The organism is Streptomyces sp. NPDC054834 (genome assembly GCF_053611185.1).
This window is the reverse complement of sequence record NZ_JBSGZV010000002.1, coordinates 1-16,234: the sequence shown is the minus strand read 5'-3', so window position 1 is coordinate 16,234 and position 16,234 is coordinate 1. Positions and strand designations below refer to the sequence as shown.

General features: G+C 70.9%; 12 protein-coding genes. 4 read left to right on the top strand and 8 right to left on the bottom strand.

Going from position 1 to position 16,234, the window contains the following annotated elements; translation table 11 throughout:
• Positions 1-12 precede the first annotated feature (12 nt).
• From ACWGJM_RS02705 to ACWGJM_RS02690, 4 genes are all read right to left on the bottom strand, one after another.
• Entirely contained in the window at positions 13-762 is a 750-nt protein-coding gene (locus ACWGJM_RS02705) for an MIP/aquaporin family protein (protein WP_453409857.1), read from the bottom strand.
• Positions 763-1,084: 322 nt separating this feature from the next.
• The gene (locus ACWGJM_RS02700; protein WP_453409856.1) at positions 1,085-2,734 is read right to left on the bottom strand and encodes an EAL domain-containing protein; all 1,650 of its coding nucleotides are present in this window, start codon (positions 2,732-2,734) and stop codon (positions 1,085-1,087) included.
• A gap of 153 nt (positions 2,735-2,887) precedes the next feature.
• Complete coding sequence (locus ACWGJM_RS02695; RefSeq protein ID WP_453409855.1) at positions 2,888-4,078, bottom strand: lipid-transfer protein; 1,191 nt, start codon at positions 4,076-4,078, stop codon at positions 2,888-2,890.
• Positions 4,075-4,536 carry a Zn-ribbon domain-containing OB-fold protein gene (locus ACWGJM_RS02690; RefSeq protein WP_453409854.1) on the bottom strand — a complete coding sequence of 154 codons (462 nt, stop codon included), beginning with the start codon at positions 4,534-4,536 and terminating at the stop codon, positions 4,075-4,077. Before ACWGJM_RS02690 ends, ACWGJM_RS02695 begins: the two co-directional genes overlap by 4 nt.
• A 209-nt stretch (positions 4,537-4,745) precedes the next feature.
• On the opposite strand from ACWGJM_RS02690, the gene ACWGJM_RS02685 reads away from it, so the two are divergent.
• Positions 4,746-5,282, top strand: coding sequence for an NUDIX domain-containing protein (locus tag ACWGJM_RS02685; protein WP_453409853.1), 537 nt, complete (start codon positions 4,746-4,748; stop codon positions 5,280-5,282).
• 7 nt (positions 5,283-5,289) lie between these two features.
• Here the strand turns inward: ACWGJM_RS02685 and ACWGJM_RS02680 are convergent, their stop codons facing one another.
• The gene (locus ACWGJM_RS02680; RefSeq protein WP_453409852.1) at positions 5,290-7,650 is read right to left on the bottom strand and encodes a glycoside hydrolase family 31 protein; all 2,361 of its coding nucleotides are present in this window, start codon (positions 7,648-7,650) and stop codon (positions 5,290-5,292) included.
• A 211-nt stretch (positions 7,651-7,861) separates the two neighbouring features.
• On the opposite strand from ACWGJM_RS02680, the gene ACWGJM_RS02675 reads away from it, so the two are divergent.
• The gene (locus tag ACWGJM_RS02675) at positions 7,862-9,829 is read left to right on the top strand and encodes an acetoacetate--CoA ligase (protein ID WP_453409851.1); all 1,968 of its coding nucleotides are present in this window, start codon (positions 7,862-7,864) and stop codon (positions 9,827-9,829) included.
• A 12-nt stretch (positions 9,830-9,841) separates the two neighbouring features.
• Here ACWGJM_RS02675 and ACWGJM_RS02670 read toward each other — a convergent pair whose 3' ends face one another.
• Positions 9,842-11,161: an aminotransferase class I/II-fold pyridoxal phosphate-dependent enzyme gene (locus tag ACWGJM_RS02670; RefSeq protein ID WP_453409850.1), complete on the bottom strand. Its 1,320-nt coding sequence runs from the start codon at positions 11,159-11,161 to the stop codon at positions 9,842-9,844.
• Between the two features lie 111 nt (positions 11,162-11,272).
• Here ACWGJM_RS02670 and ACWGJM_RS02665 point away from each other — a divergent pair, with 111 nt between their 5' ends.
• On the top strand, positions 11,273-12,481 hold the full coding sequence (locus ACWGJM_RS02665) for an MFS transporter (RefSeq protein ID WP_453409849.1): 1,209 nt from the start codon (positions 11,273-11,275) through the stop codon (positions 12,479-12,481).
• A 21-nt stretch (positions 12,482-12,502) separates the two neighbouring features.
• Positions 12,503-13,396, top strand: coding sequence for a hypothetical protein (locus ACWGJM_RS02660; protein ID WP_453409848.1), 894 nt, complete (start codon positions 12,503-12,505; stop codon positions 13,394-13,396).
• Between the two features lie 69 nt (positions 13,397-13,465).
• Here ACWGJM_RS02660 and ptsP read toward each other — a convergent pair whose 3' ends face one another.
• Both ptsP and ACWGJM_RS02650 read right to left on the bottom strand, forming a co-directional pair.
• On the bottom strand, positions 13,466-15,136 hold the full coding sequence (ptsP, locus tag ACWGJM_RS02655) for a phosphoenolpyruvate--protein phosphotransferase (protein WP_453409847.1): 1,671 nt from the start codon (positions 15,134-15,136) through the stop codon (positions 13,466-13,468).
• A gap of 79 nt (positions 15,137-15,215) precedes the next feature.
• Complete coding sequence (locus ACWGJM_RS02650; protein ID WP_453409846.1) at positions 15,216-15,665, bottom strand: PTS sugar transporter subunit IIA; 450 nt, start codon at positions 15,663-15,665, stop codon at positions 15,216-15,218.
• Positions 15,666-16,234 lie beyond the last annotated feature (569 nt).

The following is a 16,234-nucleotide window of genomic DNA, read 5'->3' as shown; positions in this document are numbered from 1 at the left end:
CTTGGTCGCTGGTCAGAAGGCTGCTTTGTAGATGAGGCCCGCGAGCACCCCTCCGATCAGCGGGCCGACGACCGGGACCCAGGCGTAACCCCAGTCGGAGGTGCCCTTGTTCGGGATCGGCAGGAAGGTGTGCACGATGCGCGGGCCCAGGTCGCGTGCGGGGTTGATCGCATAGCCGGTCGGCCCGCCCAGAGAGAGCCCGATGCCGACCACGAGCAGCGAGACGATCAGCACGGTGGTGCCGGACTCGCCGAGTCCCTTGGTCAGCCCGAAGGCGAGGATCGGCAGGACGAGAGCGATCGTCGCGATGATCTCCGTGATCAGGTTGGCGACCGGATTACGGATCTCCGGGATGGTCGAGAAGATGCCGAGGGTGGGCACCGGTTCGTCGGCGGTCCCCTCGGTGGTGCCTTCCGTACGGGTGTTGGCCTGGAACTGGGCGAGGTAGACCAGGTAGGCCAGGAGGGCGCCGAGCATCGCGCCCACCATCTGGCCCAGCAGGTAGAGCCAGACCTTGCCCCACTTGCCGGTGTCGACGGCGATCCCGATGGTGACCGCCGGGTTGAGCTGACCGCCGGAGAGCGGAGCGGCGGTGTACGCGCCCGCCAGCACACCGAATCCCCAGCCGAACGCGATCACCACCCATCCCGAAGCCCGTGCCTTGGAGTATCTGAGGGTGACGGCGGCGCAGACGCCGGCACCGAAGAGGATCAGGATCGCGGTGCCGATGACCTCGCCGACGAATATGTCTCCGTTGCTCATGGCGGCTCCTAGGCGCTGGTCCGGGGAGGGCAGGCCCTGTGGCCGCCCCGAGTGCAGGGACGTTTCCCTTGGCGACTTCGGCCGAAGGCAGGGAAGGTCCCGCGCCCCGCCCGGCGTCCGTGACGAGCGTGCCGTGACAGCCGAATCGCATGTGGAGGAACGGGCCGTGGCCCAGGGAGAACCCGCGCGGCGCAGTACCTGAATACGCCGAGAACGTGCGGCGATGCCGACCGACACGGGAAGTGTTCACCGGCGCTCCGGGAGCGTCAAGGTTGCTGACACCAACGGTGACAGCCCCTTGTATCGGAAGGGGGTGGGGACCTCAGCCCAGTGGCTCCGCGGCCGCGTACCCGGCCTGGGCGGGCGTCGCTCCGGAGCCGCGCCGGATCTCATGCTCCGGCAGCCCCGCGCGTCCCAGTACCCAACTCGCCCCGCTCAGCGACTTCGCCGCCATCTTCAGCGGTGCCAGACAAGCGGCTGCCTGCCGGTGGTCGGTCACGCTGCCCGGCGCGCACACGACTGTGGCCAGGGACAGGGTGACCGGACGGCCACCCGCGGACCAGGCCGCGTCGAGCACCGCGGCGACCAGCGGCTCCAGCCCTTCCTCCTCGGCGAGCACCAGGAAGTCGTCCCCGCCGATGTGTCCCACGCGCGCGTGCCCGGTCACCGCCTGCTGTAGCGCCCGCCCCACCGACCGGATCAGTTCGTCGCCCGCCGCGAATCCGGCTCCGTCGTTGACCTGTTTGAAGTGGTCGATGTCCAGCCAGCTCAGCGAGAACGCCCTCCCCTCCGCGATCCGCCGGTCCACCTCCCCGGTGATCGCGTCCGAACCGGGCAGCCGGGTCAGCGGATTGAGCCCGGCCGCCTCTTCGACCCTGGTCTCGGCCAGCGCCCGGACGAGGTCCGCGAGCCGTACGACGCCCACGCACCGCCCGTAGTGGTCCACGACCGCCACGTCGTCCGAGGTACGGTCCCGCTCGCCGACCGCCACCACGTCCAGGACCTCCCAGGCCGTGGCGTCGACGCCCACCATGCGTGGAGGGTCGCCGAGTTTTACGGCGGGCCGGTCGGCGTACAGGGCGTGCCCGTAGCGGCCCGACAACCTGAGCAGGAAGCGGGAGCGGTGCACCGACCGGACCGGTACCCCGGCCTGGTCGACGAGCAGCACCCCGGACACGTCCGGCGAGCAGGTCAGCAGTGCGCGCACCTGGCCCGCGGACGCCGTGACCGGCAGCAGTGCGGCGGGCCGCACGAACTCCCGCACCGAGGGGCCCGACCGGGGCACGGTCCCGTGGGCCGGGAAGCGGGGCGGAACGTATACGTCCGCCAGGGGAATCCGGGCCGGGGGCGCGAACAGCGCGCCCTGCGCCAGCTGCGCCCCGGCCGACAGCGCCGCCACGCACTGCAGTTCGGTCTCCACGCCCTCGACCGACAGCAGGGCGCCGAGGTGCTCGCACAGGGTCCGCATCGCCCGCACCGCGGCCGGCCGCGCCAGCAGCGCGGCGTCGAGCTTCACCAGGTCGGGAGCGAGGTCGGTGAGCAGCCGCAGCGGCACGTCGCCGTCTCCGACGCCGTCGGCGCTGATCCGGAAGCCCTGCCCGCGCAGGGCGGCCACCGCCTCCAGCAGCGCAGGCTGCGGGACGTGCGTGAAGGGCGGGACGACATCGAGCGTCACCTCCCACGGCATCCGGCCCGCCTGGCGCACCGCGTCGCGCAGAGGGGTCAGACCACCCAGGTCGGCGAGCGTGCCCGCGAACACGTTGACGTGCAGCGGCAGCATCGTCTCCGTGCGAACCGCCGCTCTGAGGGCCAAGACGGCCAGCCGACGGTCGAGTTCGGGGTCACGGCGAGCCTCGGCCAGGACATCGCCGGTCTCTGGGCGGGCCAGTATCTCCAGTGCGGCGACACCACCGGTCCGCAGGTTGACCACCGGCTGGAAGGCGAAGCGGAGAGTATCCGTCCAGGAGCGCACGGAATCATGATGTCGCCGCCCGTGCACACTCAAGCGCAGTTCATGAGACGTTCACGTAGCATTCCGGGGTGATCACAGAGCGTGGGAATCACCTTGTGGCATCCCTGTCACCCCGACCCCGACGCGTCGTCGATCACCCCATGGCATCGGCTCTCACCGCAGCGCGATGACCGACGAACCATGACCGAACAGCCCCTGGTTGGCCGTGATCCCCACGCGCGCCCCGGCGACCTGCCGGTCGCCGGCCGTGTCCCGCAACTGCCAGGCCAGTTCGCAGACCTGGGCGATCGCCTGGGCCGGCACGGCCTCCCCGAAGGAGGCGAGCCCGCCACTGGCGTTCACCGGTATTCGGCCGCCCAAGGCCGTCGCACCCTCCCGCAGCAGCTTTGCGCCCTCCCCCTCACCGCACAGCCCCAGATCCTCGTACCACTGCAACTCCAGGGCGGTGGACAGGTCGTACACCTCGGCCAGGGACAGATCCTCCGGGCTGACGCCCGCCTCCTCGTACGCCGCGCGGGCGATCGACGCCCGGAACGTCTCGTCCGGGGGCTCGACCGCGGCCGCGGAGTCCGTCGCGATGTCCGGCAGGTCCAGCACGGTGTTCGGGTAGCGCGGCGTCACCGTGGACACCGCCCGGATCCGCACCGGCGCGGTCACGCCGTGCCGGCGCGCGAAGTCCGTGCTGGACAGCACCAGCGCCGCGCCGCCGTCGGAGGTCGCGCAGATGTCGAGCAGCCGGAGCGGATCGGCGACCACCGTGGAGGCGGCCACCTCCTCGGCGGTGACCCGCTTGCGGTAACGCGCGTACGGGTTCAGCGCCCCCAGGGCCGCGTTCTTCACCTTGACCAGCGCGAAATCCTCCGGGGTGTCCCCGTGCACCGCCATCCGCCGTCGCGCGTACAGCCCGAAATACGCCGGGTTGGTCGCCCCGAGCAGGCGGAACCGCAGCCAGTCCGGATCGTCGGGCCGGTCTCCGCCTCCGGGCCGGAAGAAGCCCTTGGGGGCCGCGTCCGCGCCCACCACGAGCACCGGATCCGCGAGCCCCGCGAGAATCTGGGCCCGCGCCGTGGCGACCGCCTGCGCCCCGGAGGCGCACGCCGCGTACACGCTGGCGACCCGGGCACCCTGCCAGCCCAGTGCCCTGGCGAACGAAGCGCCCGCGACATACCCGGGATATCCCCCGCGCACGGTGTCGGCACCCACCACGGAGCGGATGTCGCGCCAGTCCAGGCCCGCGTCCGCGAGGGCCGCACGGGCCGCGGCCGCCCCGTACTCGACGAAGCCGCGGCCCCACTTGCCCCAGGGGTGCATGCCCACGCCGAGCACCGCCACGTCCGCCGTCACGCCGTCACCTCCGTCGGCCTCCAGTGCCACGTCGTCCAGGTCGTCTCCGTGTCCTCGAACAGCACTCCGGGGACGACCTCCACCTCCATGCCCACCGTCAGATCGGAGACGGTGATCCCGGGAATGGTCTGTCCCAGCACCACGATGCGCTCGTACTCCAGCTCCACCGCGATCAACGTGTACGGCTCCCACGGAAGTTCCGGATCGCTCACATAGGGTGACGGCGGCCGGTACCGGCCGTCGGTGTACGACCAGATCCGCCCCCGCCGCGACAGCGTGACCTCCTCGAGGTCGCCACCAGGACATCCGGGGTTGCGGCAGTGGGTGTCCTCGCGGGGGAAGAAGACCGACGCACAGCCGGAGCACCGCGTGCCGAGGAGCCGGAAGCCGTCCCCCTCACCGGTGAACCAGCCGTCGACCGCAGGCGTGCGTGTCCGCGACAAAGCCCCTCCCCGCATCAGATCTGACGGAACGTCAGGAGTGTGCCACGGGCAAGCGGAAATGGGCAGGCCGTACGCAGAACCGCACAGCCCCTTTCGGCGTCGTGGTATCGGGAAGGGTGGCCGGGGCCGACGGGGGTGGTTCCGGCCACCCTTCCGCTTTCTTGCGACGCGGAGTCCGCCTGCTTCCGGAAGACGCCCCTCCCGTGATCGGATACAGTCCGCGCGTGTCCGAAATTCAGCACCCAATCGTCAACTCCGTACCGAACTCGCACTGTTCGAGCTGCGGAGCGCCCTACGGAGAGGGAATCTCCGGCTGGCCCCGCACCTGCCCGTCCTGCGGGAGCGTCGCCTACCGCAATCCGCTGCCGGTCGCGGTCGCTCTCCAGCCCGTGTACGACACGCAGGGCACCGCCCTGGTCGTCATCACCCGAACCGTCGCACCCGCGCGCGGAGGCACGGCACTGCCGGGCGGCTACATCGACGACCGCGAGGACTGGCGGCACGCCGTCGTCCGCGAACTCAAGGAGGAGACGGGCATCGACGCCGCCGCACGCGACGTGCGCCTGATCGACGCCATGAGCTCGCCCGACGGACACCTGCTGCTCTTCGGGCTCCTGCCGGAACGCCCCGCCGACGGACTGCCACAGTCCGCCGCGACGGACGAGACAGAGGGCTGGCACCTGCTGCGCAGGCCGGAGGAGCTCGCCTTCCCACTGCACACCGTGGCCGCGCGGGCATGGTTCGAAGGCCGCTACATCTGAGCCCGCCTCACCCGAGCCCTCGTATGCGCACCGGGTAGGGCGGCTCGCCGGCGCCGTCCTGCCCCTCCCGCACGACCACCAGCCGCCGGCCCTCCCAGCGGGCGACATAGTGCTTGATCTCCGGTTCGTCCCACCCGTCGCCCGCATCCGGCACTACCAGCCCGGACCCGGTGCGTCCCCGGTCGGGCGCCCACACCTCGAGCTCCAGCCCGCCCTCGTCACCCCGCACGGGAAGGATCGCCCCCGCGCGCGCGAGCACCGGGATCCGCGACAGGGGCGCGTCGACCCGCACCTGCGCCGGCCCCTCGAACGCCTGCCCCGTCACGGTGTCGTACCAGCGCCCCCTCGGCAGCTGCACCGCACGCCGGTCCGCGCCGGCATCGAGCACCGGCGCCACCAGAAGACAGTCGCCCAGCAGGAAGGCATCCTCGCAGTCACGCAACGCACGGTCCTCCGGCGCACCCCACCACAAGGGCCGCACATACGGCGCGCCGGTACGCCGGGCCAGGTGCGCCAGCGTCATGAAGTACGGCAGCAGACGCCGGCGTTCCAGGAGCGCCCCGCGCGCGTGCTCCAGCACCTCGGCACCGAACTCCCACGGTTCCCTGCGCCCCGCGCGCAGACTCGCGTGCGTGCGGAACAGCGGAAGGTACGCACCGAGCTGGAACCACCTCAGATACAGCTCGGGCGAAGGACTCCCGTCGAACCCGCCCACATCCGGCCCCGAGTACGGCACCCCGCACAAGCCGAGTCCCAGGACCAGCGACAGGGAGGCACGCAACCCCGGCCAGCCCGTGGCGACGTCACCGGACCACGTACCGCCGTAGCGCTGCATCCCGGCCCAGCCGGAGCGGGAGAAGAAGAACGGCCGCTGCTGCGGTGCCAGTTCGCGTAGACCCTCGTAACCCGCCCTGGCCATGCACAGCGCGTACACGTTGTGCGCCTCCTGATGATCTCCACCGCGCCCCTCCAGGGAGTGCCGGGCCGAACGCGGCAGGGTGGACTCGCCGAAGGCGTTGAAGGACGTCGGTTCGTTCATGTCGTGCCAGAACCCGGCGAAGCCCTGCGCGAGCCGCTCCTCGTAGAGCCCGCCCCACCACTTCCGCACGCGCGCGTGCGTGAAGTCCGGGTAGACCGACTCCCCGGCCCACACCACACCCCGCACCGTCCGCCCCGAGGCATCCCGCACAAAGGCGTCCACGGCCGCCCCACCGTCGTGCACGGCATTGCCCGCGGCCGCCTTCACCGCCGGATCCACGATCGACACCAGCCGGATCCCGTCCCGGCGCAGCTCCTCCGCGAGGACCGGCAGCTTCGGGAAACGCTCCTGGTCGACGGTGAACACCTGATGCGCGTCGTAATGATCGATGTCCAGGTGGACGGCGTCCAGCGGCAGACCGCGTTCCTGATAACCCGCGACGATCCGGCGCACCTCCTGCTCACTGCCGAACCCCCAGCGGGCGTGATGGTGCCCCAGCGCCCACGCCGGCGGCAACGCGGGTGCGCCGGTGAGCGAGGCCCAGGTGTGCAGCACGCGCGCGGGCGCACCCACCATCACCCAGCAGCGCAACGGGCCACCGTCCATCCGCAGCTCGGACCTGCCCGCGCGATCGTGACCGGAGCCGGCCCCCTCCTCGCCCTCGCGCAGCGTCACCGTCCCGTCCCAGGACGTGTCGTGGAAGACCAGATGCGTCGCCGCGTCCGACACCACGAGCTGCACCGGCATGGTGATGTACAGCGGATCGTCACCGGGGGCGAAGGCACGACCGGGATCGGTGTTCCACAGCCGGTACGTCCCGTCGCGCAGCCGGGGCCCGGACGCCCGGCCCCCGAGCCCGAAGAAGCGCGCGTCGGCCGCCACCTCCGACCGCTGCATCCAGCGTGCCGTGCCCCCACGCACCGGCTCCCACCACCGCGGCGGCAGATCCCGGCGCAGCATCACGCCGCCGGGCGTGCACACCTCGATCGCGCCGTGCCGGGAGACGGAGACCGTCACGCGCTCCGCCACGACCCGCCAGCCCCCGTCCTTGTCCGGCTCCAGCACGGCCCGGGGATCCGGCTCCGGGCAGCGCCCCGCGAGCGCGTACGACGGCTCCGGCCCGGCTCCGTCCCAGCCCCAGAAGACAGCACCGTTCACCGCCACCGTGATCCGCAGCTCGGTCCGGCTGAAGCGGATCACACCACCCCCGGGCCCGGGCTCCGCACCCCGCACCTGACCGGGCACCCGCGCGCGCTCGGCCCCCCGTGGCGGCAGTCCGACGGCATCGGTACGCCTCCTGCGCCACGCCGCCCGCACGGCACGCAGCCCCTGCGCCGCCCCCGTCGAGCTCACCACCTGCACCGAACGCACCAGGTCACGACCGTCCATGCTGCTCAGCCTGCCATTGACCGCCCCACGCGCGTGTGTCGTTCAACTTCCGTTCACCCGTGCTGGGAGCACATCTTCACGACACGGACTATGTGGGGCGCACCCTGGTGTAGAAGTCGATCACATGGCATCGTCCGTGTCAGCCGCGTACGCGCACACCCAGCCCGTGCGCGACCGACGCCCACGAAGCGCACAGTCCGGGAGCCGCCCCATGTCGACCGCGAACCCCCAGCCGCTCTGGCAGCCGGATCCGGAACGGATCGCCCGAGCCCGGATCACCCAGTTCCAGGCCTGGGCGGCCGAGCAGCACGGCGCCCCGGCCGAGGGCGGCTACCCCGCGCTGCACCGCTGGTCCGTCGACCACCTGGACACCTTCTGGAAAGCCGTCACGGAGTGGTTCGACGTACGGTTCTCCACGCCCTACGCGCGCGTGCTCGGCGACCGCTCGATGCCCGGCGCGCAGTGGTTCCCCGGAGCGACGCTGAACTACGCCGAACACGCCCTGCGTGCCGCCGCGGACCGCCCGGACCAACCCGCGCTCCTGTACGTCGACGAAACCCACGAACCCCGCCCGGTGACCTGGTCCGAGCTGCGCCGCCAGGTCGGCTCCCTGACCACCGAACTGCGAGCCCTCGGCGTACGCCCCGGAGACCGCGTCAGCGGCTACCTCCCGAACATCACGCAGGCCGTCGTCGCCCTGCTCGCCACGGCCGCCGTCGGCGCGGTGTGGACCTCCTGCGCACCCGACTTCGGCGCCCGCAGCGTCCTCGACCGCTTCCAGCAGGTCGAACCCGTCGTCCTGTTCACCGTCGACGGCTACCGCTACGGCGGCAAGGAGCACGACCGGCGCGAGATCGTCGCCGAGCTGCGCCGCGAACTGCCCACTCTGCGCGCCGTCGTCCACATCCCCCTGCTCGGCACCGAGGCCCCCGAAGGAGCCCTGGACTGGTCGGCCCTGACGTCGGCCGACGCGGAACCCGTCTTCGAGCAGGTCCCCTTCGACCACCCCCTGTGGGTGCTCTACTCCTCCGGGACGACAGGCCTGCCCAAGGCCATCGTCCAGTCCCAGGGCGGCATCCTGGTCGAGCACCTCAAGCAGCTCGGCCTGCACTGCGACCTGGGTCCCGAGGACCGCTTCTTCTGGTACACCTCGACCGGCTGGATGATGTGGAACTTCCTTGTCTCCGGCCTCCTCACCGGCACGACCGTCGTCCTGTACGACGGCAGCCCCGGCTACCCGGACACGGGCGCCCAGTGGCGGGTCGCCGAACGCACCGGCGCGACCCTGTACGGCACGTCGGCGGCGTACGTCATGGCCTGCCGCAAGGCGGGCGTCCACCCGTCCCGCGACTTCGACCTCTCCCGGGTGCAGTGCGTGGCCACCACCGGCTCGCCCTTGCCCCCCGACGGCTTCCGCTGGCTGCACGACGAGGTCCGCGAGGACCTGTGGATCGCGTCGGTCAGCGGCGGCACGGACGTGTGCTCATGCTTCGCGGGTGCCGTACCGACGCTCCCCGTGTACACCGGCGAACTCCAGGCGCCAGGCCTCGGCACCGATCTTCAGTCCTGGGACCCGGCCGGAAAGCCCCTCGTCGACGAGGTGGGCGAACTCGTGGTCACCAACCCCATGCCGTCGATGCCGATCCACTTCTGGAACGACCCCGACGGCAGCCGCTACCACGACAGCTACTTCGACACCTACCCCGGCGTCTGGCGCCACGGCGACTGGATCACCCTCACCTCGCGGGGCTCCGTCGTCATCCACGGCCGCTCCGACTCCACCCTCAACCGGCAGGGCGTCCGCATGGGCTCGGCCGACATCTACGAGGTTGTCGAACGCCTTCCGGAGATCAAGGAATCCCTGGTCATCGGCATCGAGCAGCCCGACGGCGGCTACTGGATGCCCCTGTTCGTGCACCTGGCGCCCGGAGCCGTCCTCGACGAGACCCTCCTCAACCGCATCAAGCAGGCCATCCGCGAACAGCTCTCCCCGCGGCACGTGCCGGACGAGATCATCGAGGTCCCCGGCGTCCCGCACACCCTCACCGGAAAGCGCATCGAGGTCCCGGTCAAGCGCCTTCTCCAGGGCACCCCTCTGGAGAAGGCCGTCAACCCCGGCTCCATCGACAACCTCGATCTCCTGCGCCACTACGAAGAGCTGGCCCGCAAGCACGCCTGACCCCGTCCGGGATCACCCCCCGTAGGTGGCCTCGGACTCGCCGAGCACGGCGGCGAAGTCCGAGGCCAGCCGACCCGCGTCGGCAGGCTCCAGACCGGCCGCGGTGATCCGGACCCCGGGCCCGGACGTCAGCCGGAACCTGGCTCCGGCGGCCACCCACCACCCGTACGAGCGCAGTCCGTTCACCACCGCCGACTCGTCCCGCACGGGCACCCAGAGGTTCATCCCGCTCGCGCCGTGTGACGCGATGCCCCGCGCGGTCAGCTCGAGGCCGAGCGCGGTGCGGCGCCTCGTGTACGTTTCACGTGCGCGTGCCACCAACGCGCGCGTGCCGCTGTCCGTCATCAGCCCGTGGACGGTCTCCTGCAACAGGTGACTGACCCAGCCCGACGTCAGCAGCAACCGCCCGTCGTGCCGTCCCAGGGTCACCGGATCACACGCGGCGGCGGCCCAGCGCAGGTCGGTCCCGAGGAACTTGCTCACCGTCCGCACGTGCACCCAGCGCGCCGGCCCCGCCCCCGTCACCGTGCGCAGTGGAGCATCGGCCACGGCGGACGCGTGGTCGTTCTCGATCACCAGCGCGTCGGACGCGTCCCGCAGCACCTCGACGAGCGCCTGCCGGCGCTCTTCCGAGAAACAGCCGCCGTACGGGTTCTGCGCCCGCGGACTGAACACCACCGCGCGCACACCGGTGCGCAGCGCCGTACGGACGGCCTCGGGACGCACGCCCTCGTCGTCCACCGCGACCGGCACGATCCGCAGCCCCATCGCCGTGACCAGGTCCAGCAGATGGTGATACCCCGGATCCTCCATGGCCACGGCGTCCCCGGGACGCAACTCGACCGACAGCACCCGGGCGATCAGGTCCAGCGCTCCGTGCGCGAAGGTCACGTGTTCGGCCGGAACGTCCTCCGCACCGAGCCAGTCGCGCACGGCGTCCTCCAGCCGTTCCAGCCGGGGTGCGGAGCGGTGGGAGCGGGCGCCGGGGGACAACCGCGAAGGCGGCACCAGAGCGGGCAGCAGCCCGGGGTCGGGATGTCCGCCTGCCAAGTCGCGCAAGCCGTCGGGGACCTTGGGCGGGCGCCGTGACGCCACCGCCGGTGCCGACGCGATCACGGTGCCGCCACGCCCACGCGTGACCACGATGCCCCGCTGCCGCAGCTCCTTGTACGCCGTGGCGACCGTACCCGGGCTCACTCCCAGCCCGTCGGCGAGACGGCGCACGGGAGGCAGCGCCACCCCAGGCCCCAACGCGCCGTCGGCCACGCCTCGTTCGACGGACGCGGCAATTTCCTTGGCCGTCGCACCACTGATCTCATATTGTGTTGCCACGTTGAGAATTATGTATCAATACATAACTTCGCGCAAGGGGGCACCATGGAAGTGAAGGCTCGTGTTGCCGACAGGCGGCCCCGCATACCGGGAGGCCGCGACGGACGCAGAATGATCGGCATCACCTTCGTCGACCGCATCGGCAGCGGCCTGTGGGCATCCGTCTCCGTCCTGTACTTCACCTACGTCTCCGGCCTCTCCGTCGCCCAGGTCGGAACCCTCGTCGCCGTCGCCGGCGCCGTCGGCATCGCGGGCGCACCCCTGGGCGGCCGCATCGCCGACCGCTTCCCGATCACCCGCGTCCTCATCGCGCTCCAACTCCTGCGCGCCCTCGCCTCCTTCGCCCTGCTCACCACCGACCACTACACCCTGCTCCTGACCTACGCGGCCATCGGAAGCCTCGGCGACCGGGCCGCCAGCGTCCTCACCAAGCTCTACGCCACCCGCGTCGCCGGACCCGACCGCGTCCGCTACCAGGCGCTCAACCGCACCGCCTCCAACGCCGGCTGGGCCCTGGGCGGCCTCGCCGCCGCAGCCGCCCTCGCCCTCGGCACCACCACCGCCTACCGCTGGCTCCTCGCCGGCGACGCCGTCTCCTTCGTGGCGGTCGCCCTGCTCACCCTGACCTGCGCGGAACCTCCGTCGCCCAGCCGCATCGCCGCCATCGCCGGGGACACGCCCCACAGGCTTACGCCGGCCAACCCCTGGCGCGACCGCACCTACCTCGCCTACGTCACGACCGAGACCGTCCTCTCCCTCGACGACACCGTCTTCAAGGTCGGACTGCCCCTGTGGATCGCGCACAGCCACGGCGTACCCCACGGCCTCGCACCCCTGCTGCTCGTCCTCAACAACGTGATGGTCGTGGCCCTCCAGGTCCCACTGGCGCGCCTCGGGACCACCACGGCCGCCGCTCGCAACCTGCTGCTCCCACTCTCCGCTGCCTTCGCCCTCGGCGGCGTCACCATGGCCCTCTCCGCCACCGGCGGCACCCTCCGAGCCACCTGCCTGCTCACCGCGTCAGCCACCCTCTTCACCCTGGCCGAGATGCTCCACGCCACCGTCTCCTGGGAACTCTCCGTGGCCCTCGCCCCAGGCACCGCACAAGGCGCCTACCTCGGTGTCCATGGACTCGCTCAGTCCACCCAGCGCAGCATCGGCCCGCTCGCCGTCGCCGCCGCCATCGCCACCGGCCCCCTCGGCTGGACCGTTTTCGGCGCCACCATCGCCGTGACCTGCGCAATCCAGCACCGTCTGGTGCGCGACCGACTTCAGCCCACCCCGTTGTCAGTGCCGCCGGTTACCGTGAGTGAGCATTGATCGACGCGCATTGGGGGAAACATGGCGCACACCGACCACCAGACACTGCGACGCGTCCTGCGCCGCGAAATCGCCGGCACCATCGGGCTGCTCACCGACGAGCACGACTTCCGCGCCATGCGGCGCTACCGAAGCTTCACCTTCGACGACCACACCATCTACCTCCAACAGGTGGAAGCCCTCCTCAGGACCCGCGCCTCCCAGGGCAGTCACACCACGGTCGCCCTCTTCGACCCCGAGGAGTACGCCGAGTTCTGCGCGGCGAACGGCCTCGACCCGGACCACCCGTCGAGCCGCACCCGCTTCACAGCCGAACTCGCGGCAACGGGCGCCACGATCCCCTACGAAGGCCAGGCACTCACGGACCTCGTGCCCGCCCTCGTCGACGAGGCCGTCCGACAGGCCACCTGGCAATACGCCACCACCCTGCTGGCCCGCCTCGGACCCTGCCCCACCTGCGGCGAGGACATCGGCCGCGCCGCCTTCACCCGCGCCTCCGACCTGGTCGTCCGCATCCTCGACACCGCCCCACCCGGCGACCGGCACCTCGTCTGCAGCGTCTCGGGAACACCCGAAGCACTCGTCTCCGTCCTCCACGCCGACGAGGACACCGACGGCAGCCGCCACCTGGACGAGGCCGAGTTCCTCGAATTCACCACCGTCCTCGCCGTCGGCCTCGCCACACGCAGCCCCGGCGGACTCGTCATGCGCACCAGCGCCCAGGACAAGGCCGACCGTATCTACGGCTGGCGTCTGCGCGGAGACGGCCTGCAACCCCTGACCGCGGGGGAGGTCTTCGACGCCTACTGCACCGACATCGAAACCGGCGACCTCATCTCGCCGGAATCAGGCGTCGACTACTGCGTGGCCCCCGACCTCGGAGAAGAGGACACGGCAACGGAGCACCGCCACTGAACACACCAGGGGCGTTCCATCCGCGGATGGAACGCCCCTGAGAACAGCCGGCGACCTGCCGGGCCCGGCCTACTCGCCGGACAGCACCGCCTGGGCGGCGCTGCGGGCCTCCTCGGCGCTCTCCGTCGCCCGCGCGGCCGCCGCGGCACGCTCGCACTGCGCCAGCGTGTACTTCGCGAGCGTCGCCCGGACATAAGGAATCGACGCCGCGCCCATGGACAGGGAGGTGACACCCAGACCCGTCAGCACACAGGCCAGCAGTGGGTCCGACGCGGCCTCGCCGCACACGCCACAGCTCTTGCCCTCGGCCTTGGCCGCCTCCGCGGACAGCGCGACCAGGTCGAGCAGAGCGGGCTGCCAAGGATCCTGCAGTCGGGACACCGCACCCACCTGACGGTCCGCGGCGAAGGTGTACTGCGCGAGGTCATTGGTCCCCAAGGACAGGAACTCCACCTCCTGGAGAACCGAGCGTGCCCGCAGCGCGGCCGACGGGATCTCCACCATCGCGCCGAACTTCGCCCGGAGCCCGGCGTCCCGGCACGCATCCGCGAACGCCTTGGCATCAGCACGGTCGGCCACCATCGGGGCCATGACCTCGAGATAGACCGGCAGTCCCTCCGCGGCCTTCGCCAGCGCCGTCAGCTGAGTGCGCAGAATTTCCGGGTGGTCCAGCAGCGTCCGCAGGCCCCGCACGCCCAGCGCCGGGTTGGGCTCGTCCGCCGGCGTCAGGAAGTCCAGCGGCTTGTCGGCACCCGCGTCCAGGACACGGACCACGACACGGCCCTCGGGGAACGCCTCGAGGACCTGCCGATAGGCCTCGACCTGCTTCTGCTCGGAGGGGGCGTTCTTGCTGTCGTCGAGGAAGAGGAACTCGGTACGGAACAGACCGACACCCTCTGCCCCCGCCTCGACGGCGGCCGGAACGTCCGCCGGACCGCCGACATTGGCCAGCAGCGGAACCATGTGCCCGTCGGCGGTGGCGCCCGGCCCGGTAGAGGCGGCCAGCGCGGCCTTGCGCTCCGCGGCCGCGGCCTCGAGCTGCGCCTTCTTCTCCTCGCTCGGGTTCACGAAGATGTCGCCGGTGCTGCCGTCGACCGCGATCAGCGTGCCTTCGATGAGCTCACCGGCACCCGGCAGTGCCACCACGGCCGGCACACCGAGCGCCCGCGCCAGGATCGCGCTGTGACTGGTCGGACCGCCCTCCTCGGTGACGAAGCCGAGCACCAGCGTCGGGTCCAGCAGCGCGGTGTCGGCCGGCGCCAGGTCACGGGCGACCAGCACATACGGCTCGTCGCTGTCCGGGACGCCCGGCATGGGCACGCCCAGCAGCCGGGCGACGATACGATTCCGCACGTCATCGAGATCGGCCACGCGCCCGGCCAGGTACTCACCGGCGCCGGCCAGCAGCTCGCGGTAGGCGGCGAACGCGTCGTAGACGGCACGTTCGGCCGTGCTCCCGACTGCGATGCGCCGATCCACGTCCGCCATGAGCTCGGGATCCTGGGCCATCATGGCCTGTGCCTCGAGCACCGCCTGGGCCTCGCCGCCCGCCAGATTGCCGCGCGCCATCAAATCGGCGGCCACAGCATCCACGGCCTGTCGGGCACGCCCCTGTTCGCGCTCCGCTTCTTCCGCCGGGATCTGCTTGGCGGGCGGCTCCAGCACCGCCGTTCCCATGTGCCGAACCTCGCCGATCGCCACACCGTGGCTCACGCCGACGCCTCGCAGCGTTGTCTCCATCTCACCCGTCTCCGTTAGTGCGGCGGGTCCCGCCGCCGCAGTGGTTGTTCTGTTCACCGTCTCTACGACGGCATGGACGTCACTTCCAGAGGAAGAGACTGTCGCCGGCCTTCACATCGCCGTTGTCGCGGAGGTCGGAGAGGGACTCGGCCGTGGCCTCCAGTGCCACGACGGGGCACACCGCGGACTTGCCGGCGGCCTCGACGGCGGCCGGGTCCCAGCGCACGACGGCCTGCCCACGCGTCACCTTGTCGCCCTTGTTGACGAGCAGCTCGAATCCTTCGCCATTGAGCTGCACCGTGTCGATACCAAGGTGGGTGAGCACGCCGTGCCCCTGCTCGTCGACGACGACGAACGCATGCGGGTGCAGAGAGACGATGACGCCGTCGACGGGCGAGACGGCCTCGGAAGGCTCTCGCACAGGGTCGATGGCGGTGCCCGGGCCGACCATGGCCCCGGAGAAGACCGGGTCCGGCACAGCGGCCAGTCCGATGGCACGTCCGGCAAGAGGGGACGACACGGTGGTCATGGGAAGCCTCCCAGGGGTGGAGATCAAATGGGCCGTCACTGCCTGTCCCGGACGGCGCACTGGCAGCAGCGTATGTCATGGGAAGTGACGGTTCCGTATGGAAGTTACTGGCAAGAGGTCTAGACCACAAGCCCCAGCGATTTGCACCGCCTTCGAGGCCGCGTGTACAGTCGTAACCCTGCTCGACGCCGGATGACGCAACCAAGCGTCCTTGCTCAGCAGCATCCAACTTGTCAGATCCTATCTCGGGGTCATCTTCTGCATGCCCGCAGGAGAGTGGTCAGAGAGACGGAAAAACACTGATAGAGTTGGAAGCACCGAAGGGAAGCGCCCGGAGGAAAGCCGCGAGAGAGTCTCTCGGGTGAGTACAAAGGAAGCGACCGTTCCTTGAGAACTCAACAGCGTGCCAAAAATCAACGCCAGATATGTTGATACCCCGTCTCCGGTCGTCATGACTGGGACGAGGTTCCTTTGAAAAAACAGCGAGGACGCTGTGAACGGTCGGATTATTCCTCCGACTGTTCCGCTCCCGTGAAAAGCATTCACGGAGAGTTTGATCCTGGCTCAGG